The 23,358-nt window shown below is 39.5% G+C and carries 24 protein-coding genes and 1 other RNA gene; 11 read left to right on the top strand and 14 right to left on the bottom strand.

Annotated elements, in window-relative coordinates:
- The first annotated feature begins 313 nt into the window (after positions 1-313).
- Both ACWIUJ_RS04195 and vapD read left to right on the top strand, forming a co-directional pair.
- On the top strand, positions 314-646 hold the full coding sequence (locus ACWIUJ_RS04195; protein WP_454169163.1) for a hypothetical protein: 333 nt from the start codon (positions 314-316) through the stop codon (positions 644-646).
- Positions 637-1,059, top strand: coding sequence for a VapD family protein (gene vapD / locus ACWIUJ_RS04190; protein ID WP_454169161.1), 423 nt, complete (start codon positions 637-639; stop codon positions 1,057-1,059). Before ACWIUJ_RS04195 ends, vapD begins: the two co-directional genes overlap by 10 nt.
- A gap of 78 nt (positions 1,060-1,137) precedes the next feature.
- On the opposite strand, the gene ACWIUJ_RS04185 is transcribed toward vapD, so the two are convergent.
- Positions 1,138-1,530 (bottom strand): hypothetical protein, encoded by a 393-nt coding sequence (locus ACWIUJ_RS04185; RefSeq protein ID WP_454169159.1) that lies wholly within the window; start codon positions 1,528-1,530, stop codon positions 1,138-1,140.
- 203 nt (positions 1,531-1,733) lie between these two features.
- On the opposite strand from ACWIUJ_RS04185, the gene ACWIUJ_RS04180 reads away from it, so the two are divergent.
- Positions 1,734-3,410, top strand: a complete 1,677-nt coding sequence (locus ACWIUJ_RS04180) for a methyl-accepting chemotaxis protein (RefSeq protein ID WP_454169157.1) — start codon at positions 1,734-1,736, stop codon at positions 3,408-3,410.
- 66 nt (positions 3,411-3,476) lie between these two features.
- Here the strand turns inward: ACWIUJ_RS04180 and ACWIUJ_RS04175 are convergent, their stop codons facing one another.
- The 3 genes from ACWIUJ_RS04175 to tsaD form a co-directional block, all read right to left on the bottom strand.
- Positions 3,477-4,283, bottom strand: a complete 807-nt coding sequence (locus ACWIUJ_RS04175) for an endonuclease (protein ID WP_454151470.1) — start codon at positions 4,281-4,283, stop codon at positions 3,477-3,479.
- Positions 4,283-5,380: a tyrosine-type recombinase/integrase gene (locus ACWIUJ_RS04170; RefSeq protein WP_454151472.1), complete on the bottom strand. Its 1,098-nt coding sequence runs from the start codon at positions 5,378-5,380 to the stop codon at positions 4,283-4,285. The genes ACWIUJ_RS04175 and ACWIUJ_RS04170 overlap by 1 nt, the downstream gene beginning before the upstream one ends.
- 79 nt (positions 5,381-5,459) lie before the next feature.
- The gene (tsaD, locus tag ACWIUJ_RS04165; protein WP_454169155.1) at positions 5,460-6,527 is read right to left on the bottom strand and encodes a tRNA (adenosine(37)-N6)-threonylcarbamoyltransferase complex transferase subunit TsaD; all 1,068 of its coding nucleotides are present in this window, start codon (positions 6,525-6,527) and stop codon (positions 5,460-5,462) included.
- A 96-nt stretch (positions 6,528-6,623) separates the two neighbouring features.
- Here tsaD and ACWIUJ_RS04160 point away from each other — a divergent pair, with 96 nt between their 5' ends.
- The 8 genes from ACWIUJ_RS04160 to surE all read left to right on the top strand — a co-directional run bounded on the left by ACWIUJ_RS04160 (position 6,624) and on the right by surE (position 13,217).
- Entirely contained in the window at positions 6,624-7,628 is a 1,005-nt protein-coding gene (locus ACWIUJ_RS04160; protein WP_454169723.1) for an agmatine deiminase family protein, read from the top strand.
- Between the two features lie 77 nt (positions 7,629-7,705).
- Positions 7,706-8,074, top strand: a transfer-messenger RNA (tmRNA) gene (ssrA, locus tag ACWIUJ_RS04155).
- Between the two features lie 114 nt (positions 8,075-8,188).
- Positions 8,189-9,475 (top strand): hypothetical protein, encoded by a 1,287-nt coding sequence (locus tag ACWIUJ_RS04150; RefSeq protein WP_454169153.1) that lies wholly within the window; start codon positions 8,189-8,191, stop codon positions 9,473-9,475.
- 53 nt (positions 9,476-9,528) lie between these two features.
- The gene (gene panD / locus ACWIUJ_RS04145) at positions 9,529-9,891 is read left to right on the top strand and encodes an aspartate 1-decarboxylase (protein ID WP_454169152.1); all 363 of its coding nucleotides are present in this window, start codon (positions 9,529-9,531) and stop codon (positions 9,889-9,891) included.
- Positions 9,892-9,908: 17 nt separating this feature from the next.
- Positions 9,909-10,217 carry a YbaB/EbfC family nucleoid-associated protein gene (locus ACWIUJ_RS04140; protein WP_454169151.1) on the top strand — a complete coding sequence of 103 codons (309 nt, stop codon included), beginning with the start codon at positions 9,909-9,911 and terminating at the stop codon, positions 10,215-10,217.
- Positions 10,218-10,227: 10 nt separating this feature from the next.
- The gene (locus tag ACWIUJ_RS04135) at positions 10,228-11,508 is read left to right on the top strand and encodes a DUF7488 domain-containing protein (protein WP_454169149.1); all 1,281 of its coding nucleotides are present in this window, start codon (positions 10,228-10,230) and stop codon (positions 11,506-11,508) included.
- 15 nt (positions 11,509-11,523) lie between these two features.
- Positions 11,524-12,447 (top strand): polyprenyl synthetase family protein, encoded by a 924-nt coding sequence (locus tag ACWIUJ_RS04130; protein ID WP_454169148.1) that lies wholly within the window; start codon positions 11,524-11,526, stop codon positions 12,445-12,447.
- Positions 12,444-13,217 (top strand): 5'/3'-nucleotidase SurE, encoded by a 774-nt coding sequence (gene surE, locus ACWIUJ_RS04125; protein ID WP_454169146.1) that lies wholly within the window; start codon positions 12,444-12,446, stop codon positions 13,215-13,217. Before ACWIUJ_RS04130 ends, surE begins: the two co-directional genes overlap by 4 nt.
- A 16-nt stretch (positions 13,218-13,233) precedes the next feature.
- Here the strand turns inward: surE and ACWIUJ_RS04120 are convergent, their stop codons facing one another.
- The 10 genes from ACWIUJ_RS04120 to ACWIUJ_RS04075 form a co-directional block, all read right to left on the bottom strand.
- Entirely contained in the window at positions 13,234-13,659 is a 426-nt protein-coding gene (locus ACWIUJ_RS04120) for a hypothetical protein (protein ID WP_454169144.1), read from the bottom strand.
- Entirely contained in the window at positions 13,631-13,834 is a 204-nt protein-coding gene (locus ACWIUJ_RS04115; RefSeq protein ID WP_454151489.1) for a hypothetical protein, read from the bottom strand. Before ACWIUJ_RS04115 ends, ACWIUJ_RS04120 begins: the two co-directional genes overlap by 29 nt.
- A gap of 95 nt (positions 13,835-13,929) precedes the next feature.
- Entirely contained in the window at positions 13,930-15,729 is a 1,800-nt protein-coding gene (locus tag ACWIUJ_RS04110; protein WP_454169142.1) for an McrC family protein, read from the bottom strand.
- Positions 15,722-17,452 carry an McrB family protein gene (locus ACWIUJ_RS04105; protein WP_454169141.1) on the bottom strand — a complete coding sequence of 577 codons (1,731 nt, stop codon included), beginning with the start codon at positions 17,450-17,452 and terminating at the stop codon, positions 15,722-15,724. The genes ACWIUJ_RS04110 and ACWIUJ_RS04105 overlap by 8 nt, the downstream gene beginning before the upstream one ends.
- A 67-nt stretch (positions 17,453-17,519) precedes the next feature.
- The gene (locus tag ACWIUJ_RS04100; protein ID WP_454151495.1) at positions 17,520-17,936 is read right to left on the bottom strand and encodes a universal stress protein; all 417 of its coding nucleotides are present in this window, start codon (positions 17,934-17,936) and stop codon (positions 17,520-17,522) included.
- Positions 17,937-17,939: 3 nt separating this feature from the next.
- Positions 17,940-19,205: a molybdopterin molybdotransferase MoeA gene (locus ACWIUJ_RS04095; RefSeq protein ID WP_454169139.1), complete on the bottom strand. Its 1,266-nt coding sequence runs from the start codon at positions 19,203-19,205 to the stop codon at positions 17,940-17,942.
- Positions 19,206-19,238: 33 nt separating this feature from the next.
- The gene (locus ACWIUJ_RS04090; RefSeq protein ID WP_454151499.1) at positions 19,239-19,688 is read right to left on the bottom strand and encodes a Fur family transcriptional regulator; all 450 of its coding nucleotides are present in this window, start codon (positions 19,686-19,688) and stop codon (positions 19,239-19,241) included.
- A 173-nt stretch (positions 19,689-19,861) separates the two neighbouring features.
- Positions 19,862-20,917, bottom strand: coding sequence for a phosphonoacetaldehyde reductase (locus ACWIUJ_RS04085; RefSeq protein WP_454169137.1), 1,056 nt, complete (start codon positions 20,915-20,917; stop codon positions 19,862-19,864).
- Between the two features lie 15 nt (positions 20,918-20,932).
- Positions 20,933-22,435, bottom strand: a complete 1,503-nt coding sequence (locus ACWIUJ_RS04080; RefSeq protein ID WP_454169135.1) for a thiamine pyrophosphate-dependent enzyme — start codon at positions 22,433-22,435, stop codon at positions 20,933-20,935.
- A gap of 20 nt (positions 22,436-22,455) precedes the next feature.
- A complete protein-coding gene (locus ACWIUJ_RS04075) occupies positions 22,456-23,358 on the bottom strand; it encodes a TylF/MycF/NovP-related O-methyltransferase (RefSeq protein WP_454169133.1) in 903 nt (300 codons plus the stop codon).

The following is a 23,358-nucleotide window of genomic DNA, read 5'->3' as shown; positions in this document are numbered from 1 at the left end:
GCCTTTGGTATAAAATTTGGATAGATTCTATCCCCCCCCCCTTAAAAACTCCTTAAATTTTGGTTTTGGGGGCTGAAATTTGCAAAAATAGGACCTATGTGAGTGGAGATACAGGAGTGCAGTGCGTGATTGTCTTAAAAGAAGTTGTAGCGATTGAAATTGTTGGACTTGGATTCCTTAATTCTATGCCCTTAAATGCCTAAGCCATTATGATAACTTGCTGATTTTTACATCTTTTAAGTAGCGTTGTGCTATAATCATCTTTCGCAAACAAGGCGATTATGCCTTAGAATCCAAATAAAAGGAATAAACAATGTCAGCAAATCAAAAAATCGTAAGAAGTGTAAGAATCGTGCTAGATGAGGAAAAAATCTTGCGTGAGGGCAAGTATAAACTAGAGGATTTATATGCGTATTTAGATGAAATAGCTAAAGAAGCAGATTTAATCAAACAAGATAAATACAACTATGTCGGCAAGGGCGATAAAAATGATTTATCGCGCATAGGGATATTTACTGTGAATAACGCAGTCAAAAATGAAGCAATCACGCGCAATGTCAAAGAGTGGCTCTGGTTTGAGAATGATACACTTGATGTAAATGTCATAGAATCAGCAAAAAGACGCGGAGATGGGATATGGGAATAGACAAAAATGAGCAAAAATATATCAAATATATCATCTTTGATTTAGATACTAATCAATTAAGGGATATATTCCCCGATAGCACGAGATTGCCTTACTCTATGATTAAAAAATTCTTTGAGGATAGAGGATTTATACATAGGCAATATTCGGGCTATATTTCTAAAGAATTATTAGATAACTATGATATTATCAGCATTATGGAGGAATTAGGACAAAAATTCACTTGGTTAAAAAACTGCATACAAGAATTTGATGTCTCAAATGTAATAAATGAAGTAAGCGTAAAAGACCAAATCATAAATAGCGCGTTACAACAAGAAAAACAAAACAAAATTCAAAAAATTAACAAAATCACTCAAAATCCACTAATTAAACCCAACACACATACTGCACCAAAACTCCGCAAACGATAAAACTAAGCATTCTTACAAAAATCTTGAGATATTTTTAAAAACAAAAAAACTAAAAAGCTACACTTCGTTTTTAATGAACTACCAACTCCGTGTGATAGCGTGGCAACTCGTGCAAGAGCGAAAGATTCTAGTTTGAAACTCAGCAGCGCGCAAAATATCGCCTTTGGCAAGAGCTTTTTCTAGCGCGATGATATTTTCCTCATCGTGCTTAATGGTGCTTAGGACGACATTTTCTTCTAAGGTGTGTGAGGGTTTGATATATTGCATTACATCGTATTTTTTGAAGTCTTTGTAGGTTTTTTTGAAGCCTTTTAATCCCTTTGTGATGACAGCTGTGTCATTATAGAAGAAGCCTCGTTGCATTATGCCCATACTATATTCTAAATCGTGCATCTTGCTTACGATGTCGCTTGCTGGCATTGGCATAGCTACAATGACGCAAATTGCGAGTGTCCTTAAGTTTTTCCCCACTTTACTTCCTTGTCAAGTTCTACTAAAAACTGCTTAAACTACGCATTGTAGCACATTATTTGAAAATGTGGCAAAAAAATTATACTTTTTTGATACTTTTATGCAGTTGTTTTGATGATTTTAAGCATATAACACTTTAAGTTTTGCTAAAAATAGCGATTTATGTTAGGAAATTTAATTCAAAAAGCGAGGGGGCTAATAAAATGCAGGACGCACATTTGGGATTTATTCGCGCTACAAGAGCAAGTTTGATTGCTTTGCTTGCCTTTATTGTCATATTTAGTGGTGTTTTTGGTTATTTAAGTTTTAAGGCATACCAGATTAGCGAGCTTTCTGGCAAGGATTTTTCAAGGGCATTTCAGGTGTATCAAAAGGATTTGAGTGCGGATTCTAATGTGCTTATTGATGTGTTGTTAGAGAGCGAGGACTTAGTCGAGCAATTTGATTTTATTATCCAAGCGAGTGGGCGTTTGGCTCATATCATCTCATCGGGTGCTGATACGCAAAGAGCGGTTACAAGTGCTATGTTTCGTAGTTGGAATGAGAGTTTTATCAAAAATAACGATTCTATAAAAGAATTTTATGAAGAGGTCAATACCACCATAGAAATCACCAATGCAAAGGAATTTGCCACAAAAATGCAAAGCCTACTAGAATCTATCACAGCAAAACTTATCCAAAAAGCTCACAGCAACGCTTCTATTGTAATTTCTTCGCTTGATTCTCAAAATTTAGCAAAAGAATTCCTCGCCAATGCGACAACCAACCCTGATGGTAGCATTATCCACACTCCGCAAGGCTATGAGAAATTAAATTCTATCCAAATAGCCTCGATGAGTGCGAGTGTAGCTGGTGTAGTGATTATCCTTTGTTTGGTTGTGAGTGTTTTGGTAGTATGGTTTAATGTAAGTAAGATTGGGAAAAATCCAAGTTTGTTTGCACAGGCTCAAGAGAGCGTAGATTCTAAACAAAACGAGGCAAAAAAATCTGACGCGAATGATAATGCAGATTCTAAACAAAACGAGGCAAACACGCAAGAACTCAACCAAAAATTACAGAATTTACAAGAGCAGTTTATCCACGCCAAAAATGAAGCAAATAAAAGCATAGAATCTAGCAAGGAGCTAAGTGCGCGATTGCAAGGAAGCATTGATATTACAAAGACTTCGCAGGATAAGATTTTGCAAAGCAAGGAGCATTTTGAAGTGGCGTATCAAACTATCCAAAACCTCCTTGAGGGCATTAACCAAAGCATTAACGCACAAGGTGAGTTTAGCTTAAAGTTTCAAGAGTTTGAGGGCAATATCGAAAACATTAAAACAGCACTTGTCTTTATCGATAATATCGCCTCACAAACCAATCTCTTAGCCCTTAATGCCGCGATTGAAGCAGCGCGCGCAGGTGAGCACGGGCGAGGGTTTGCCGTAGTGGCTGATGAGGTGCGCAAACTTTCAGAATCTACACAAAAAAGCCTCAAAGATGTCGAGATGAGTATCAACCTTTTAATGGGAAGCCTGCAAGAAATCACTGATGTAGTCTCGCAAAATACCAAAGTCTTTGAAAATCTCGCAAAGCAAAGCGAAGATTCTAAAGAGAATCTCACACTTACACAAAATTCTTTAGGTGAGGTGGTGGAAAACATTAGCGCGCAAAGCAGTGATTCTATTGATATTGCTCAAAAGACTTATGAGGCCATAGAGGCGTTTGAAAAAATTGCTGACTTATTACAGCAAAGTGCACAGTCCTTGCAAGATGAACAAAACGAAGAAAACAATGGAAATCTTGCTGATGAAAATGGCACAAGTGGCGAGGCGACACCAGCTCAAGCAAGCACACAATCAAACGATGAAGGCGAGGCAAGCACACTTAAGACAGCGTAAGTCCCAAGTGTGCGATTGCTTTAAAAAGCTATAAGACCACATTCCACAACTACTACAATTTATTTGTTAAATCAAATTTTGCAAAAGGCGTAGTTTCTTATCAATATCTTTGATAATTTCTTTTGCTTTAAGTTTTTTGTTGATTTGCTCTAGCCTCTCTCGTAATACTTTTTCAGCAGAATCTTGAGGGTAGAGTTTATCCCATTTTTGCATTCGAGCGAATTCCTCTTTATCGTAAGGCAAGTCATTTGGTATGAAGTAAGTTTCAATCATATACAAATAACTGCGCGCGATGTAACCCTTAGAGTATGGCGCAGGATAAAATCTTTTATTTTTGGAATCCACAAATACCTTGCAGTTGCCGTATTGTGAAAATTGCAAATCTTGTGGCGCGTCAAAATACTCAAATGTGCTACGAGAGGCATTTATCTCGCCAATAGCTGGGACGATATTAAGCACATCGCTTTCCATTTGATTAAAGAGCTGTGCGTCTTTGGAGGTGTTTTGTGTGTCTTGGCAGTTTGCCCTGCCTTTTTTGCCCTTTTTGGAGGTTTCACTCCAGCAAGAGAGATGTTTGCCAAAGGCACTTGCAGGCACAATATGCTCAAACTCGATAATTTTAGCCTTTTTGTTTGATTTTGTGCTTGGAGTGTATGCGCTAGATTCTATAATCTCTGGCGTCTTAAACCCATTAAAATCACTTTTTGGTTCAACTTTAAAGGGGGCTTGGCAGTAAAAATCAAAGCGGTATTGTGCGTTATAAAAATAAAACGCTCGCAACTCTTCTTTCGCCCTATCAAAGGTGCTTGCTTCTAAGTGCACAGCAACGCATAGAAAAAGTGCGATTGTATAAAATATTTGGTGTATTTTCATTATTTTCTCCTCTCAAAGCTATCCATTACGCTAGCAGCCTCCATTAGTCGCTCTTTGTCGAAGTGCGTGTAGATTCTGCTGGTATTAAGACTAGCGTGTCCTAATGCTTCTTGGACAAGCACTAAATCGTGCTTTTTGGTATAAAGCATCGTGGCAAAAGTGTGGCGGAGCATATGTGCCCCCATTTTTTCTTTTTTAATCCCAGCAAAATGAAGAATCTCGCTTAATACTTGATACACTCTTGCTTGGGTGAGCTTGCCACCCTTTGGGTTACAAAAGATGAGATTGTCCTCGATTTTGCTCTTAAGTTCAATTTGTGCTCGTTGGCTTATCCACGCATTCATTAAGCCCTCAATCTTTTGTTTTTTCATCATTACCACACGCATTTTATTTCCCTTGCCGCGCACTTGGAAAAGCCAAATATCATCTTGGGGGATAAAGTCCTTGATTCGTAGATTAAGCACTTCACTTACGCGCACGCCTGTATAAACGATTATTTTAATGATAAGTTTATCGCGATTTACGCGTTCATAGGGCATTGGCGTTTCATCGATAGCTTGTAAAAACGCTTCTAATTCATTTTCATCTAAATAAGTTGGGAGTTTTTGCCCGCTATTTTGCCGTTGTAAATATTTAATAGAAAGCGTGATATTAAAGACAAACGAACCCCCTTTTTTCTCATCGCTATTATTTTTGTCGATAAATCCAAAGAATCCAAGCAATACAATGCGGTAGTTTTTTTTGCTCGCATCACTTAAGTTCGCGGTATGCACGCTAATAAAATCAATGAGAATCTCCTCATCGATTTGCTTAAGCGAAGTAAGGTTGAGTGTTGTGAGGTATTCATAGAGTTTGCTTAGTGGCGTTATAAAGATATTGATTCCTATAAGTCCGCTACCACGCGCCATTTTACAAATACTTATAAGTTCATTAAGGTCATTTGGTTTTTGTTTAAGGGCATTAAGACAGGCAAGCAAACACTCTTTATCACGCACTTGATGATTTGAGAGTGTATTAAGCTTATAGCGGACAAATCTCCCCATCCACGCCAATAGATTCTCATTAAAACTCTCATAAGGTTCTAAAGTGTGTCGCATTTATTCCTCTGTCTTTCATCTAGTAATTAGGCATTTGTGATACATTGTGATTGTAGCATTTTATAGGGATTTTACAAACCTACTCAAAGTCATTTGGCAGGCTTTTTGAAGCAATGGTATCACTAATAGGGCTAAACTCACCTCTGCGGTAAGATTCACACGCTATTCGTCCTATCATAGCAGCATTATCTGCGCAAAATTCCAAATCTGCTAAAAGGAGTTTTTTTTCAAATTTTTCACAAAGATTAGCAATTTGAGTGCGCAAAAATGCGTTTGCACTCGCTCCACCCACAATAGCAAAATGCGAGAATGCACCCGCCTTTTTGTCAAAATATTTTTCCAATTTATTGAGGAGGTGTTCGCACGCGGTATTTTGAAAGCTCGCGCAAATTTTTGCTATGGTTTTGGAATCTAGCCTTGCTCTCTCACGCTTCTCTTGCTCTATCGTAAGCCTTACGGCATTTTTAAGCCCAGAAAAACTAAAGGCTAATCGTTTATCGTGTAAAAGTGGGAGAGAAAATGGGAAAAGTGGCGCGTCTTGTGGGTGTTTGGTGGCATAAGATTCCACGATTGGACCACCGGGATAACCCAAAGAGAGCATTTTAGCGACTTTATCAAAACTCTCCCCAAAACTATCATCAAGACTGCAAGCTATAAGTTTAATGTGCTCATAACTTTGAAACTCTAAAATTTGCGTATGCCCGCCAGAGACAAGCAATACAGCAAGTCCGCTACCCACGCAAATATCTTTTTGATTGATAAAAAGCGAGTAAATATGTCCTTTTAGGTGATTGATATACATAATGGGCACATTAAGGCTTAGTGCGAGTGCGTTTGCCATACATACTCCCTCGCTAAGCGTAATGCTTAAACCCGGACGATTTGTAACAGCGATTGCTTTGATTGCGCCAAAGGGGTTTGTAGAATCATTGCTTAGATTATGTGTGTGTAGAAATTCTGCGCATTTTTCTAGCAAGTTTGGCAGGGCGAGCGCGTGCAGGCGTGAAGCAATTTCTGGCACTACGCCCCCATATTGGCTATGATGAGAATCTTGAGAGATTTTATAATGCCACAAAAGTGCGCAATCATTCACGCGCGTAAGAGCGAGTGAGCTATCATCACAGCTAGATTCTATGCTTAAAATCATTTTGCGCCTTTTGTTGAAATTCGCGTCATTATAGCAAAGGCTCGTTAAATTCGGCTATAATTTAATATCGTTAATTTTGAGGGGTGGCTAATGAGAATGCGAGCAGAATGGGAAAAGCAAAGGGCAATTTTACTCGCCCTCCCACATAAAAAAAGTGATTGGGAATCCATTTTACCTAAAGCACGAGAATGTTTTGCGAGGATTATCTCTCATATTTTAAGGTTTGAGGAAGTGTGGGTGTGTGCCGACCCACGCGATAAAAGTGCGAAAAAATTTTTGGAATCTCAGTTTAAAAACGCAATAGGCAAGGGGAGATTAAAAATCCTTAAAGTGCGTTATAATGACACTTGGGTGCGTGATTATGGTGTGATTACTTTAGATAATGCTGGTAAAAATACACTCTTAAACTTCGGGTTTAATGGTTGGGGATTAAAATATGCAGCAAATTATGATAATGCGCTAAATGGCGAACTTCAAAAGCTCGGCGTGCTTAAGAATCTACGCAATGAAGGGATTATCTTAGAGGGCGGGAGTATTGATTGCAATGGTGCGGGACTTTTGCTTACAAACACGCAATGTCTCTTAGAGCGCAATCGCAATCCACATTTAGATAAAGGCGCGTTAGATTCTCTATTGCGCGAGAGATTGGGTGTAAAAAAGGTTTTGTGGTTGCATTGCGGATTTTTGCGCGGTGATGATACAGATAGCCACATTGATACGCTTGCGCGCTTCATTGATGAACGCACGATTGCATACAGTGCGTGCGAGGATAGAGATGATGAGCACTATGAGGCACTCCAAGCAATGCAAGACGAACTTCGCGCACTAAGAGATGACAAGGGAAATGCGTTTAACCTTATCCCACTCCATTTGCCAAAGGCGAGACTGTATCAAAAAGAGCGTAAGCCAGCGAGCTATGTGAATTTTTTGTTTGTCAATGGTGCATTGCTTATGCCAACCTATAAGGACAAAAAAAGCGATACAAGAGCATTAAAAACCTTGCAAAATGCTCTCCCACATTTGCAAGTCATCGGCGTAGATTGCGTGGAGTTAATTAAATGGAATGGGAGTTTGCACTGCGCCACTATGCAAATGTATTAGCGTATTTTCTACAAAATTGCTTAGCGTTGTCGATTGGTTAAGAGTTGGTATGTATATTGCTGACTTGTTTGTGTAGAGGGGCTGAAGTGGCTTTCGACAGGAATTAAAAGAGACTAAGTGCATGTGAGCGTGGCGGGCTCTAAAACCGCTTTTTAAATTTAAACGCAAACAATGCAAATTACGCTCCAGCTTACGCAAAAGTAGCGTAGGTTTAACCTTACTTTTGGAGCTGGCTTACTGATAGATTCTAGCTTTATTAGTGTTGCCATCATTTCGCTAGATGCTAGCCTAATGTATCTCACTTAGGCTAAAAGACTTAGAGATTGCTCGCAGGCAGGAGTTTGGGGATTAGCTCGCAGGCGAAAAGACAAAAATCTCATCTAAACATGTAGATTCTTAGAGGATTTGATTTTTGGACTGGGGTTCAATCCCCCACAGCTCCACCATTCCGCTTAAATCTTAACCTTAGATAAAAATCCAATTCATAATTTAACAAAGATTCTCATTGCCAAAAGGAATATTTTTTGCATTTTGACAAAGATTATCATAAAAGGATTTGAATGCTTAAAAATCTCTACTATAAGGGAATTATCTATGATGAAATGCTCCGTGAAGTAGAAAAGATTCCAAGTGTAGCCCCAACTCCTAAAAATCTCTCTTTTGTTGTCAAAGTTTTTGATTTATTGTGTCGTATTATTAGCGTGCTTTTCCCTCGCACTACAACTTATGTCATTGTAGAATCTCACACAATCCCAAGCATTCATTTTGAGTGTCAAAAGCACATCGATAGCATACAAGAAATTATCAAAATTGCGCTCCAAAAGGCAAAAGAGCAGGGCGTAATTAACAAGGAATGTGTATATGAAATAGCCCTTTGTATTAACAAGCATTTTTATGATGAGAATCTCCAAGAAATTCGCGCCTATTTTATCAATGAAAAAGAGATTTTGACGCCATTAGATTCTTTGCTTGGGCGTAAGGTTATCATTGGCATTGATAGCTTTTTGCTTGGCAGTGAGATACAAAAAGGATTTTTATATGTGAGTGATTATGAGGAGGTGCTATTGATTGAAAATGGCGTGGTTTGTAGCACTTTGCATACAAGCAAGGAAGAATTAGGACAAAAGATTGAAATTTTGCGTGATATGTATGGGGATTTTGATTTGCATAAGATTTGTCTGCGTGATGAAGTGCGGATTTTACTAGAGATAGCTTTCCACCAAGTGAGAGGATATAGTGCGTGGGAGCGCGTGAAACAAGATATTATCAATGAATGGGAGAGCCACAAAAATGCGCTATTAAAGAACCAAAGATTTTTTGCACTCAATTATTGTGGTTTTTTCACACGGGGTAAGACACATATTTTACGCGATAGTCTTGTTGCGTTGTGTTTTTGTGTGTGTTTTATGTATCCAAGTGCGATATTTATCCAAAACACACTCTTAGATTCTGAACTTGGGGCGTTGCAAAGCAAGGATTTTAACTTTGATGATTTGCAATCAAGTGCTACCGCACAGGATAATGAAATAAAAGAATTGCAAAATAAAAATGCCACTTTGCATAAAAAGCTCAACTCCCTTGCTCAAAACATAAACACCCCGCTAAGCGTGCATATAAGTGAAATTTTTAGCTTGCTAAAAACCTTTGATATTGCTCTTGAGCACATTGTGCTTGCCAAAAGTGAGGAAGTAAGTGTGATAAATCTGCATATTCACGCGCTCAATCAAGCCCAAATTATGCACTTTTTAAAAGCACTGAATGCGACAAATAAACAAGCAAAAGTCAAACAAATCGTGCGTAAAGATGATAGGGCACATTCTGAGGTTTTTGTCGTGAGTTATGAGTGATTAAGAAAATATGTTACAATGCAACTTTTTAGATTCTTAATGTGGAGTGAATAATGCGTGTGGAAGTGCTTTACTCAAAAATTCATCGAGCGCGCGTGAGCGATGCAAATCTCAATTACACAGGTTCTATTACTATTGATGAGAATCTTGCTCGTGCCGCCAAGCTTTATAGTGGAATGAAAGTTGATGTGGTGAATATCAATAATGGAGAGCGGTTTAGCACCTATGTGATTTTGGGGAAAAAAAGCGGAGAAATCTGCCTCAATGGTGCAGCTGCAAGAAAGGTGCAAGTCGGCGATATAGTCATCATTATTGCCTATGCGAGTATGGAAGTCGATGAGGCGCAATCCTTTAAACCAAGTATCGTGCAAGTAGATGAAAACAACGCGATTGTAGGCGTGGGTTATGAAATTTAATACTTCAAAGGAGCAAAATGTTTGATTCTAAACAATTTGGCGATATGCTTATGAATGTGCAAGAGAGTTTGCGTGAGCTCAATGAAAAGGCGAAGCAAAATGTTTTTACTGCTAAAAGTGGTGGTGGGCTAGTGAGCGTGAGCTTTAATGGCACGGGAGAATTGGTAGATTTGCAAATCGATGAGAGTTTGCTTGAAGACAAAGACTCGTTGCAAATTTTGCTCTTAAGTGCGCTTAATGACGCTTATAAATCGGTGGAGCAAAACAAGCAAAATAGTGCGTTTGATATGCTTGGTGGATTAAATTTATTTGAGAAAAAATCCTAAGGTTGTGGCTTTGAAAAAAGTTTGTTTATTGTTTTGTTTGGCGTTTGGCATTGTGTTGGGTGCAGATGGCGATGGAAGTGAGGCTACCAAAGATGTCTTAAATCCACAGGATAAGCTAAAAAATTTCCAAACGCTAAAAGACCTTAAAGAGCGCGAGAATATAGATTCTGGAGATTCGCAAAAGTCTCAACCCAAAAAGCAAGAAGACATACAAATCACGCCAACAAAGACACCCTCCGCCACAGCTACTCAAACAACCACACAACCTAAACCAACCCAAGCCACCAATGCACCCACACCCAAAGCCCCCGCTCAAAATTTCAACTACTCGCATTGCAAAAACTACTATCTTAATGCAAGCGTGCCTGTGGGCGATACGCGTGCGATAGCCCTCAAACATAAAGGCAAAAAGGTTTATTTACTTCAATCCAAGACGCGCCCTAATGCAAAGATTCTCAAAGCCGACCCATTTGTGGGGCTCTATCTTGTGGAATCTGGGACAAGCAAACTAAGCTATAATTTACTTGCGCTCGATTCTCGCACGCTAAAAGACCCAAATCTTGCTACTATCAGTGCTAAAGAAGTCAAAAAAGGCAAAATCACCGCACGCCAAAGCGGGTATCTTAATTATGCGAAGTTTTCCTCTCCATTAGCGCAAAACAGTGTTATTGGCAATATTTGCTATCAAATTTATGGAATCGGCGTGGGCGGGAATGGCTTTTTAGAGAAAAAATACATTGATAGATTTTTAAATGTTGGCGCAAGTTATAGTGATATAGGCGTGCGCTTTGATATGAATGCAAAAAAACCACTTGTGCGTTTAATCGACCCATTTTTCCCTAATAATCCATTTATGGTGGGTGATGAAATAGTGAGCGTGAATGGCAAAAAAGTCGGCAGTGTGCTTGATACGATATGGGTTATTACTAATCTAGCACAAAATACAAGCGCAAAGATTGCCTTTAAGCGTGATGGCAAGGTGCATACAATTACCATTAAGCCAGATAAAATGTATGGTGGATTGCTTTTGAGTGATACATTTTTAGAGCGATTTGGAGTGGCGTTTGGCGAGGATTTAGAAGTGTTAAGTTTAAATGATAGCGGACATTTGCGCTTAGGATTCTTAAAAGAGGGCGATAAAATCGTATGGATAAATAAAAAAGAAGCAAATATACACAACATTAAAGAACTCTTATCAAACTCTCAAAGCGATGAGGAATTGCAACAATATGGAGGTAAGATTCAATTACTCATTCATCGTGGTGAAGCAGAGTTTTTTATTAAAATCTAAGGAATCTCCACAATAATGCCAAGTAAAAATTCTTCACAATGTATAGATTCTCAATCTAGTTTTAATCTTCACTCTACAATGCGCGAGTTTGAGGACTTTATCACACATAATGCTCCGCGCGCGCAGAGTTTTCACCCGCATTACCAAAAAGCATTGTGGGAAATGGTGCTTGCTGGTGGCAAGAGGTTTCGTCCTGCTCTTTGTTTGTGTGTGGTTGGCTCGCTTGCGCCGCAAATGCTCCAAAACGCCTTTTTGCCAGCTCTCGCCATAGAATCTATCCATACTTATTCGCTTATCCACGATGATTTGCCCTGTATGGATAACTCTCCATTGCGCCGTGGCTATCCTACACTGCATACGACTTATAATGAGACGCTCGCACTCCTTGTGGGCGATGCGCTCAACACTTATGCCTTCGAGCTCCTTTCTTGTGCGAGGTTAGATTCTCATATTAAAGTCGCGCTTATGCTTGAGCTTTCTAAAAGTGCTGGGGCTATGGTGCTTGGACAAGTGCTTGATTGCGAGTTTGAGAACACAAAATTAGAGATTGACAAACTCCAATGTATCCACCACAACAAAACCTCACAACTTATCATTGCTTCGCTTAAAATGGGCGGATTGATTGGCAATGTTAGTGATTGTCTTTTGGAGCAACTTGCACGGTTTGGCAAGGATTTAGGGCTCTTTTTCCAAGTGCGCGATGATTTAATCGATGTGCTTGGTGATAGCGCGATTGAGGGCAAGGCGTTGCAAAATGACACACTCAAAAACACTTATGTCAATCTACTTGGCATAAGTGGCGCACAACAAGAGCATAAAAACCTCACCGATTCTCTAAAAAATCAGCTTGATGAATTTCCAGATTCTCTTGCGTTTCATCTTAGGGAATTTTTGCAACCATATTTTCAAGAGATAAATCCTACAAAGGAGAAAAAATGAAAAATATTTTACTTACTAATGATGATGGCTTTGATTCTAAGGGATTAAGCGCGTTAAAAGAAGCCCTTTCTCCATTAGGACGCGTGCTAGTAGTCGCCCCCGCGAATGAAAAATCTGCGTGCGGACACGGACTTTGTATCACTAAACCATTATTTTTCCACGCTGTGAGGGAGGATTTTTATAAACTCGATGATGGTTCGCCCACAGATTGTGTGTATCTCGCGCTTAATGCAATGTATAGTAATGGAATGCGCCCTGATTTAGTTGTTTCAGGCATAAATTTAGGCTGTAATATGGGCGAAGATGTAACTTACTCTGGCACGGTGGCAGGGGCTATGGAGGGAGCGATTGCTGGGATTCCTAGTATAGCGATTTCACAGCTTGTCAATAAGGAGGGCGATGCAAAAGATTGTGATTTTAACCTTGCTAAAAAGGTGGCTTATGAAGTTGCACGCAAACTCTTAGATTCTAATCCGCTTGGGAATCGAAAGTTTCTCAATGTCAATGTTCCACTTTCAAAGGAGTTTAAGGGATACAAGGTTACAGAGCTTGGCTATCGTCTCTATGGCAATGACGCAAAAAAGGGTCGTTCGCCTCGAGGGCAAGAATACTATTGGCTTGGCACGCACCCACTTAAATTCGAGCCTCGTAGTAAAAAAATGAGCGATTTTGAGGCACTCAAGCAAGGATTTGTTTCTATAACACCACTAAGCGTGGATATGACAAGCTATGAAGATTTAGAGAATCTCACTCGATGGACGAGTGAGTGAGATTCTTACTTGTATGTTAATTTTGCAAGGAATGTGATATATGTGTAATTTGTCCATTGTGCAAATTTATGCGATAAATCTCGCGTAAAACATTCCCCGTTATACCTAACTCGACAATAGAAACACTTTCAAACTTTGCTATCACCCCTTTGGTAAAGATTTCATTAAATTCATTAGCTAAGTTTGACAACTCTATTTCTAAATTACTATCAAGCGTTTGCATACTATAACTTAGGGTGATATGTGGGCGGTGTAGCCACTCTTGATTTCCATTTATCGTGCGATTTAAACCATTTACTCCTAAATCTTTAATTTGTTCTTGTGCTTGTTTTGGCAAGTCTGCATAAATCCTGCCACTTACTCTTGGAAGTGGGGAATCTCTTAAGGGTGAAAGTGCTTGAGTTGCAAGTTCGTTAAATTCCATAATGCTTTGGTAGCCCAAAACTCAAAGTCTCAATTTTATTTATCGCCTCTTGTGGGACTATATAAACCAAACCATAAGTTTTATAGTGCTTGCCCAAATTTCTACCTTGCAATGATGAATTATCAACACCAAAAACTACACTACATAGCAATGTGATGCAGATAATTTTACAAAACAAACCAAATCGTGTCATAGGGTTCTCCTTATCTTTGAAATATAAATTACAAATAAAATGCTATGCAACAAATGTAAAAAATACAATGTGGTTTTTGTAAGGTTGTTGTAAAATTATGGGTTAAAGAGTAATTTTATGGAATCTAGGCTGTTTTTCACCTCTTGGCAATCAAAAAAGTAGATTTGCAAAGTAAAATTTTGCTTTTTGTGGGTTTTTGGATTCTCTTTTTGATTCTCATCAAGTTGTTTTTCATCAAATCGATTTTCATCAAAAAAGCAAATGCGTGCTTTGTAGGTAAATTTTCGCGGGATTTGTGCCTCTTGCGTAGAGTTAGATTCTCTGCTTGTATCCGTGATTTTGGGGTAGATGAGGTAGCCTTTGTCGCACTGATATTTCGCCAAATACGCAAAGAGCTGATATAAATCGCCCTGTGAGATTCCATAATCATTTCGACTAGAATCTAGAATCTTCCACTTGGTATCAGCGATAAAACGCGCGGATTTCGCGCCGTTTTCATAGCACACTAAATCGGGGTTGATTTGAAATTTACGCTCACCATTTATTTCTACCAAATATTTGCTTTTTTCCTGTGCTTTTATGCTGTGTCCCTCGCCACATTCTCTTTTGAGATGCCACGCGACAAAACTCTCAAACAGCGCATTCATATCAAAAAGTAGCGCGAACGCCTTATCCCCGCCTTGATAGGGCATAAAATTATGGCGTTTGAGGAAAATTTTGCACCACAAAAGCAAAATCTCATAGCTCTTAAAATGCCTTAGATTCTCGCATTTGGCGAAATCTTTGTCATAATTTTGACTAGGGCAAATCTCATCAAACACAAAGCGACTTTGCAAAATGCGCCCACTTGTTTTGGCACTAAAATTACACTTGCTTAGAAGCAAAAGTGTGCTCACAATAAGGCGATTTGGCGCAATATCAGCGATAAATTCATCACTTGCGGTGTAAAATCGCTCTTTGTGCGCGAAATTGTGCTTTAAATTCTCGTTAAAAAGCAATTTGCCTTTGAGAAACGCACGATTTTCCTCGCGCTCGACATAATCGCTCTTTATCCCCCTTTTGATAAGGCACTCTAACTCATCTAAAAACATATTAGCAAAGATTTCAAGCAAGGGGAATTTGTGCGTTTTGAGGTTTGAAATATGGCTTTGCTTAAAGGGCGAATCGCGCAAAGTTTGTAACATATTTAGCAAAATATTCTTTGCCTCGCACACGGGGCATTTTTTGCGCTTATTTGGCAAAGATTCCCCCTCCCTTGCGTTAGGGTGTCGCAGGGGGTAGGCGTTGTCATTGCGAGCCGATTTGTCGGCGTGGCAATCCATTTTTTTATCATTTTGAGCTGTAGGTAAAAAATTTACATTGTCATATTGAGGTTTCGTAGAAACCGAAATATCTCTATTTTTATTAAGGTTTTGAGATACTTCGCTACGCTCAGTATGACAAGAAAATAAGTTTGTTTTGTCTTGCAATGACGAGCAGGCGCAATTTTGAATTTTAAAGCCATCATTTTCACTTGCCGTGCGAAAAGTCTTTGGCAAAATTTCCAAACAAAATCCACTTTTGGTTTGGATAAGCCCGACATAATTCCGCGCTTTAAGGCGATTTTTGCCATAAGAATTTAAAAATATGTGGTTGCCTTTGTCATCAGCGAAATTTTTAAGTTCATTGAAAAACTTTTGGGCTTTGTCGTGTAGTTTTTCTTTGTCATTCTGAGGGAGCGAAGCGACCGAAGAATCTAAAACAGCGTGCAAGTCTTTATTATCGTTTTTGGATACTTCGCTACGCTCAGTATGACAAGGCAAGTTTTTTATATGACAAGGTTTTATAGCGTGAAATATATCCTCCACGCCAAATACTTGCCACTCGGCGATACAAAGGGTGTTATTTTTACTCATTGTCGCTAGATTCGCGTGAATCTTTTGATTGATAGATTTTAGTGAAAGTCTCTATATCCCACGAATGAGAATCGCTAATGCGATACACGCGCTTTTCGTTATCCACAAAATCATCGCTCAAATTCACGCCCAAATCGCCTTGTGAAAAAGCCTTAATCATTTCATTCCCATTTAGCACCGCTCTAATTTTGGCATAATCATCATAAAAATACTCTTGCAACAGCGGGATAATCTTTAGCCCAAAGACTTCGCGCAAATCCCCCATAGAATCCACACCGATAAAAAAGCTATGCCCAATGGTATGCTCCCTATCAAGCAAAAATTCGATTCGCACATTTATATATTGTAGCAATTTACGCAGATTCACGCCATCGCAATTTTCACTCAAAATGCTACAATCAGGCATCATCTCTACAAACTCAAACCGCCTACGAAGCGCGGTATCAAGCAATGCGATGCTTCTATCAGCCGTATTCATCGTGCCGATTATGTAGAGATTGCTCGGCACTCCAAAAGTTTCGTTGCTATATGGCAGGGTTACACGCAGTTCCTCATCGCCACCGATTCGCTTACTAGACTCGATAAGCGTGATGAGTTCGCCCAAAATCTTAGCGATATTCCCCCGATTGATTTCATCGATAATGAGAATGTAGGACTTTAGCTCGATTTTCTCATCGCTATTTTCTAATATTTCTTGTGGTTTAAATTCTTGAAATAACTTGTATAGCTGAAAATAATATGTGCTTGATTGCCATTGATTTTTCTTCTTTGCTATTTTTGCCATCATTTCTTTTGAAGTTTGAAATTTCTCATCGCTTTGCAAAACCTTTTTTAGAAAATCTATATTCAAAAACAAATTTATTTTTGTGTCTTGCGTATCAATATAGATTTTTGTTTCATCAAAATCTTTAATGCGAAAACTACCGACATTGCTTTTCTCAATCTCTCTTTGATTTTCTGCTAAATCACTTAAAAATTCATTAAGTTTGTTTTCAAAATTTTTCTCATATTGTAGAATCTCTTGGCTTTTTAGCGAATTTTCCAAATTTTCTAGCGCGTTTTTGCAAAGTTGCTTAAAGATTCCGCTTTTGATTTCATAGCTCATCTCGCTAGATTCTAGCCCATCGCTAGAATCTATAAGTTTTGGCTTTATCCCCTCGACAAATTCCTCATAAGAAAAACTTTGATGAAAGGTTACAAATTCAATTTGCCCACATTCTTTATATTTTTCAAAAATCGCCTTTTTATCCTCTCTAGATTCGGGAATCTGCATTGACTCATCATAGTGGTGCAAAATCTCCAAAGCCCTATCAATCGTGCTGTAAGTCTTGCCCGTGCCCGGCGGTCCATAAAGGATTTGATTAAGTGGCGGATTAGTTATCACATTTTTTCCTTTTGGTTTAAGATTATTTTGTGTTATTTGTGGCAACATATCCTCATAACCCTTTGGCACAGCATAAAACTTACAATTTTCATAAATTTGTTCAATATCTTTGTTATTTCTCTTAGTTGTTTTGATATTTGTAAAAATAGGTGCTTGCCATATCACACTAGAATCTGCTTCTACTTTATCCACAAAAGCACCATTTTTGTGAATATGTGCTATCCACCCACCACCTTTTACGACTTCATTTTTAAATTCGTTTTCATCTTGTGGGGAATGAAAATATTGATTGCCTCTATTTGTTACTTTGCTTTCTTTCCATTGTGTTTGCTCTGTCATTTTCACTCCTTTTTGTGTTTGTAATTCTACAAAAGCATTAGCGTGAGAATCTTGCGAATGAGATTCTCTACTTCGCCACAAGCACAGAGATTGGAGATGAATTCACAAAGCTATTTTGATGGGAGCTAAAGATTCTATATAGGAGAGAAGATTCGCTTTCGCCGATGACAAGTAAGTCGTATTGCTCGGCGATTTCGAGCACGACATCGATTGGATTACCCGTGCGCAAGAGTGTCTTGCACGATATGCCCTCTTGTTTGAATATGTTTTCAAATTCATTGATAATCTCGTGGGAGTGCTCTTGCTCGATATTTTCAATCATTTCATAATCCACGATACCGCTTTGAGCATACATTACGATGTCTTGGCTTGCGTGTAGGAGCGTGAGCTCAATGTCCTCTCGCTTGCCAAAGAGCTTAATGATAGTGCCGATAGCTTTCCTACATTCTTGTGTATCACTCACCCCAAATAAAATTTTTGTCATTTGCTACCTCCTTAAATCATTGATAAAGTTACACGATTCCTCAAATTCACTCTCAAAGGCAATACAAGCAAGAGTATCATTTGGTTTGATTGTATCATATTGTCTGTTAAGAATCGCTAACGCGTTATTTTTCCATACATTTATAAGCGCGCTGGAGCCAAATTTGCCTTTATTGAAAATATAAAATTTGCCACTTTCTAAACGCCCTAAAATGATTTTTTGCACTCCATTTGCAAGCGAAGCTTGAGAATCTGCATTCGCGTATTGCGCCTTTATGAAGCATAATCTCGCCCCACTAAGGAACTCTAAAATACTGAGAATTATGGTGTAAAAATGCAACAACGAAGCAAGCGGGTTACCCGGTAGCATTATAAATATACTTTTGCCTAAAATCGCTATGCTTAAATGTTTGCCCGGTTTGACATTCACTCCGTCAAAGAGAAAATCCGCGCCAAGCTCGCTTAAAGTTGATTTAAGCAAATCTGCATCGCCCACACTTGCCCCACCTGTGGTAATGACTACATTGTATTGAGTAAGATTTTGCAATTTAGTGAGGAGTGTGGATTTATCATCGGGCAAGATTCCCAAGTATTGTGCGTTGTGATGATAGTGAGAAAGGATAGAATCCAAGCTGATTGCATTTGTATTATAAATTTGATGAGGAAGTGCTTTTGTCCCGGGCTCTATGACTTCATCGCCACTTGAAAAGAGCGCGATAGATAATCTTTTACACACTTTAATCGTGCGCAATCCTTGCGAAGCAAGCAATCCCAAGTCAAGTGGCTTTAATCTTGTGTAGCGTGGTAAAATCACAGAATCTAGAGCGATTTCTTCGCCTTGTAATCGAATGTGTTGGTTTGGGAGAATGTCTTGTGGCAGGGCGATATGCGTAGATTCTTTAGATTGCGTGATTTGGACTTTTTCGATTGGGACTATCGCCTGCGTGCCAGCTGGCACGGGCGAGCCTGTCATTACTTTTTGGCACATTCCGTCTTGTAGTGTTATGTCCTGCGCGCTTTCTCCTGCTAGTGTGCGCCCCTGCAAGGTAGCAACGCGACCGCTATCAGCTAAACGCACAGCATATCCGTCCATTGCAGAGTTATCAAAAGGCGGGAGAGCGCGCGAAGCGATAATATCATCAGCCAAAATCCGCCCCCGCGCCTCAAATATATCAACCTCCTCACAAGTTGTGCGAGAATCCTTTGCGATAAAGGCACATTTGTCCCATATAAGCGCAAAAACTTCATCAATATTTAAATTTTTACGCATTTTGCTCCTTTAGAGTGGCATTAGATTTTATTGTTATGCGGTGGCAAAGTTTGGATTATCGTGCTTTTTTGCACCTTGTTTTAGGCATTCTGGGCAGATACCAATAAACACGGCTGAGGTATCATAAAGCACAAAGCCACTTTTTGCAGATATGGCACTCTCTAACGCGCTTGTATCAATGACAATATCTTGCAACTTTCCACATTTTTCGCAAGAAGCGTGAATGTGCTTATCGCAGGAAAGCTCGTATTTTTGCTTTTGACTTGGGGCTTTTACCTCTCGTAAAATGCCAGCCTCGCACAATACCCCCAAATTTTTATACACAGTAGCAAGGGAAATAGATGGGTAAAATTCTCTAATATTTTCATACATTTCATCGACATCCATATGCCCGTTGCGTTTGAGCTCATCAAGCATTGCGATTCTTTGTGGCGTTACTTTGAGTTTTTTTGCTTGCAAATCTTTTATCCATTGTGTGTTCATAATTCTCTCCGAAACAAAATATTTAATGTATTGAATTTTGGCATTATAAACATAAAATTTAATTTTTTGATAAATCTATAAAAATTTATGTGTTTTTTGCCTGTAAATATTTTATAAGTTGTGTTTTTCCAAAAGGCTATTATCAAGGAATATAACCAAAAAAGTTTAAATTTTTATTTTGATTGTCTTTTTAACATATCTCTTACTCGAGCTATATCAAAAATCCCGTTTTTTGCTCTGGCGTTTAGTGTAGCAAAGATTTCATCGATAAATGCCAAATCTAGTCCATAATCTTTTGGATTCGTAGAAATTTCTAGCGTGTCAAAAAGCCATAAAAGTCGCTCCCTAAATGGCGATAAAAGCGCGTCCGCGTGGCTTGTGCGTGGCAAGCAATCCAAAAGTAAAGGCAGGCTAAAACTACACGCTAACCCGTGCGGAGTGCCAAAGCGCATAGTTAGCGGATAGCTTAGCGCGTGGGCTAGAGCGGTTTGGGTATTGCTAAAAGCAAGTCCTGCATACATACTCGCTTGCATTATATGAGTTCGCAAGGGGAGCGAATCTAAATTGTGGCTTAAATCCACCAAATCACGCAAGATAATCTCTATCGCATTTAGCGCGTAATGCGTGGATATGGGGTTTGCATTATTATTCCAAATAGATTCAAAGCTATGGCTTAGCGCGTCAAGTGCCGTGTGTATCGTAGTTTCTCGTGGCAGACTTAGCGTAAGTCGCGGGTCATAAATCGCTTCTTTTGGATAGAGAATCTCATCGCTCAAAGAATGCTTGATAAAGGCGTCATTGTCCCAGATAGTTGCCCAATGGGTTAGCTCAGAGCTAGTGCCTGAAGTAGTCGGCAGAGCATAGAGATATTTAGGTTGCGATTTGATTATAAAATTTCCATTTTCAAGCACACTATCCACGCTTAAAAATTTCGCGCTATCAATTACGCTCCCTCCACCAAGTGCGATAATCGCATCAAATTCTGCCAATGTAGATTTTATCCCCCGCAAATGCTTAACTTGCGGATTTGGTGTAATCTCATCTATAATACCGACAAGTTGCGTCCCTAGCGCGTTTGCAATCTTATCGCTTAACCCTCTTTTACTAAATCCCTTGCTTGTAACGAGCAAAAATCGCGCACCTTGCAAACGATTCGCCACGCTTTTAATCGCCTCTAAATAATCTACGCCAAAGCGGATTTTCACAGGATTGTAATAAGTAAATTTCATCGCCACTCTTTGAAATTACGATTCATTAAGCCACGCACTAAATCTCTGTGCCACTTGCTTTGGTGTGATTTTGGGGCGTCCTAAATCCTTTTTGCTTCCCTTTGCAATATCAAGGTAGATAAAATACGCCCCGCCATTTTGTGCGTCCAAAAACTCCGCTAAAATCGCGTTAAATTCATCTAAATTTTGCGCTTTTTTTGCCACTTCGTAACCACAGGATTTTGCCACTGCGACAAAATCCACAAATGGCGAGATATTAAACTGCCCTCCCGTGCTATCGTGGCTTTGATTATCTAGCAAGATATGGCAGAAATTGCCCTTGTTTGCGCACCTTGCATAATACGCATTGCCAGCAAGTGTGCCAAGTCGCATTAAAAGCGCACTATCGCCATCAATGGCGATGACTTTTTTGTGCGATTTTAGCGCGATTCCTAGCCCTAACGCGCTTACACAGCCCATAGAGCCTACCATATAGAGCTGATTTGGTGTGTCGCCTAGTTCGTAGAGTTCGCGTCCGCATTTGCCTGTGGTGGCGAGTATGGCACAATTTTGCCCTAGATTTTGGATAATTTGCAGTGCTTGTAAGCGTGTGGGTTTATTGTGTGGTGGCGCGTTGTCTTTTGCGTGTATTTGTGGGAGATTTGTTGTTTGCTTCGTCAATGAACTATTGGTTCTATTCCCTCGCTCACAACTGCACAACCCACAAATCCATCGCAAAATACTTCCGCGCTGGGCGTTTGTATTTGAAGTGGTGTGCGTATTAGATTCAGCGTTTTTAAAATTTAAATCAAGTGGATTATTTATCAGCGCGACTTTTTCAAAGCAATTATTGCGGACTATAAAGAAAAAACTTTTATTGGATTCTAAAATCTCTTTTGCGTGGGCTAACTGCTGTTTTGCCACTTCTAATCGCGAATCCAAAAATGCACATTCCACTTCGCAAGTTTGCAAAAGATTATCGGTGATTCGTCCTAATAATTCGTGCTGTGGCTCATCGGTATTTTGCCCTTGCTCATTTGGCTCACCACGCAGGGATACAAAGCCAAGTATGGGAATGCTAAAAGTGTGATTTAGGCTTGTAAGCGGGGATAAGGCATTGCTTAATCCGCTGTTTTGCATTAAAACGACTCCATACTTGCGATTGTTTTTTGTGGATTGCCACGAATCGCTTCGCGATTCTCGCAATGACAAATCGCTTGAATTTTTTACAATAGCAGATTCGTGCGGTAGCATTTGAGATGAGAAATCGGGGTTATGCGAGGCGAACGAATGAGATGCACTTGCCGTGCGTTGCAGTGAGTGAGCCGAAGCACTCCCCGATTTATCGCTCAAAGGCAACGCACAGGCTAGGCTTATCCCACTAGCAATCGCCACTGCTTCTCCCTCATTATTTGCCATTATAAAGGCATTCTCATTTATCGCCCAATTTATCAGTGGCGCAAGATAGCTACACGGCACACCTGCAAAATCGCTAAATCCTAGCCTTTGTAGCTCCGCTCCAAAATCCTCTGTCCGCATTTTGCCCCTTTTTTGAAATTTTAATTTTTTATTATCGCTATGCTTAAATTATCGCCTATGGGGAGTTTTTGAGTGTTTGATAAGCCATATTCGCCCATAAACTCGCTCACCGCTTCTCTCACACCCACATATCCAGCCGAAAAATACTCGTGGATTAGTATCACGCCACCGCACACCATTTTGGGGTAGAAAAATTTTAGCCCTGCCAAAATAGGCTCGTATAAATCCGCGTCAAGATTGACAAAGCAAAATTGCTCATTTTCTAAGCCATTTTCTGCGCTTTGTGGAAACCAGCCCTTTTTTACCACGCATTGCTTTGGGTAGGGCATTTTGCTTAGCACGAGTTCTACGCTTGTGTTTGAAAAGTGCTTTTTGCCTAGACTTGCGCCCATTGCGCCGTCTTTGCTTTGAGATAAATCTTTGTCCTCAAAACCCTCAAATGTGTCAAATAAATACAAGATTTTATCTTTGAAGCATTCATTTATGCGCCGTGCAAAATCCCCACGATAGACGCCTAGTTCTGCGACATTACCTGCTAGATTTTGCGCGTGTATTTCTGTGGCGAAATTTTCTAAAAATATTTCTCTTGCCCTTACACTTAGCTCGATATAGCTCACATCGATTTTGTCCCACGCTATGCCTAGTTTTTCAAGTTGTGCGCGGATTTCATAAAATCCCGTGAAAGTGCCAATGACAATAGAATCAAAATCTATGTCTTGCAATGCTTCGCTTGTGTGGATTTGAAAGGTTAATGGCGCACTCAAAGCACTATTCCCCCCCCCGTTAGAATCTAGCTTTATACTAGAATTTGCTTTTAATGGGTCATTATCAATAAAGCACAAAATTTGCTCACCCTTTTGGGCTAGATTTTGTGCGATTAGCCGTCCGCAGTTACCTGCACCAAAAATTACGATTTTACTCAT

This window comes from Helicobacter sp. 23-1046 (genome assembly GCF_053654635.1).
The sequence above is the reverse complement of the archived record's forward strand: the minus strand, read 5'-3'. Positions and strand labels throughout refer to the sequence as shown.

What these genes read in the sequence shown, in the direction of transcription:
- ACWIUJ_RS04100 (WP_454151495.1), bottom strand. Translation starts at nt 17,936, where the DNA reads ATGACAAAAATTTTATTTGGGGTGAGTGATACACAAGAATGTAGGAAA.
- ACWIUJ_RS04130 (WP_454169148.1), top strand. Translation starts at nt 11,524, where the DNA reads ATGCCAAGTAAAAATTCTTCACAATGTATAGATTCTCAATCTAGTTTT.
- ACWIUJ_RS04150 (WP_454169153.1), top strand. Translation starts at nt 8,189, where the DNA reads ATGCTTAAAAATCTCTACTATAAGGGAATTATCTATGATGAAATGCTC.
- ACWIUJ_RS04195 (WP_454169163.1), top strand. Translation starts at nt 314, where the DNA reads ATGTCAGCAAATCAAAAAATCGTAAGAAGTGTAAGAATCGTGCTAGAT.
- ACWIUJ_RS04090 (WP_454151499.1), bottom strand. Translation starts at nt 19,688, where the DNA reads ATGAACACACAATGGATAAAAGATTTGCAAGCAAAAAAACTCAAAGTA.
- ACWIUJ_RS04095 (WP_454169139.1), bottom strand. Translation starts at nt 19,205, where the DNA reads ATGCGTAAAAATTTAAATATTGATGAAGTTTTTGCGCTTATATGGGAC.
- vapD (WP_454169161.1), top strand. Translation starts at nt 637, where the DNA reads ATGGGAATAGACAAAAATGAGCAAAAATATATCAAATATATCATCTTT.
- ACWIUJ_RS04180 (WP_454169157.1), top strand. Translation starts at nt 1,734, where the DNA reads ATGCAGGACGCACATTTGGGATTTATTCGCGCTACAAGAGCAAGTTTG.
- tsaD (WP_454169155.1), bottom strand. Translation starts at nt 6,527, where the DNA reads ATGATTTTAAGCATAGAATCTAGCTGTGATGATAGCTCACTCGCTCTT.
- ACWIUJ_RS04115 (WP_454151489.1), bottom strand. Translation starts at nt 13,834, where the DNA reads ATGACACGATTTGGTTTGTTTTGTAAAATTATCTGCATCACATTGCTA.
- ACWIUJ_RS04170 (WP_454151472.1), bottom strand. Translation starts at nt 5,380, where the DNA reads ATGCGACACACTTTAGAACCTTATGAGAGTTTTAATGAGAATCTATTG.
- surE (WP_454169146.1), top strand. Translation starts at nt 12,444, where the DNA reads ATGAAAAATATTTTACTTACTAATGATGATGGCTTTGATTCTAAGGGA.
- ACWIUJ_RS04085 (WP_454169137.1), bottom strand. Translation starts at nt 20,917, where the DNA reads ATGAAATTTACTTATTACAATCCTGTGAAAATCCGCTTTGGCGTAGAT.
- ACWIUJ_RS04110 (WP_454169142.1), bottom strand. Translation starts at nt 15,729, where the DNA reads ATGAGTAAAAATAACACCCTTTGTATCGCCGAGTGGCAAGTATTTGGC.
- ACWIUJ_RS04160 (WP_454169723.1), top strand. Translation starts at nt 6,624, where the DNA reads ATGCGAGCAGAATGGGAAAAGCAAAGGGCAATTTTACTCGCCCTCCCA.
- panD (WP_454169152.1), top strand. Translation starts at nt 9,529, where the DNA reads ATGCGTGTGGAAGTGCTTTACTCAAAAATTCATCGAGCGCGCGTGAGC.
- ACWIUJ_RS04075 (WP_454169133.1), bottom strand. Translation starts at nt 23,358, where the DNA reads ATGAGTAAAATCGTAATTTTTGGTGCAGGTAACTGCGGACGGCTAATC.
- ACWIUJ_RS04140 (WP_454169151.1), top strand. Translation starts at nt 9,909, where the DNA reads ATGTTTGATTCTAAACAATTTGGCGATATGCTTATGAATGTGCAAGAG.
- ACWIUJ_RS04175 (WP_454151470.1), bottom strand. Translation starts at nt 4,283, where the DNA reads ATGAAAATACACCAAATATTTTATACAATCGCACTTTTTCTATGCGTT.
- ACWIUJ_RS04080 (WP_454169135.1), bottom strand. Translation starts at nt 22,435, where the DNA reads ATGCGGACAGAGGATTTTGGAGCGGAGCTACAAAGGCTAGGATTTAGC.
- ACWIUJ_RS04105 (WP_454169141.1), bottom strand. Translation starts at nt 17,452, where the DNA reads ATGACAGAGCAAACACAATGGAAAGAAAGCAAAGTAACAAATAGAGGC.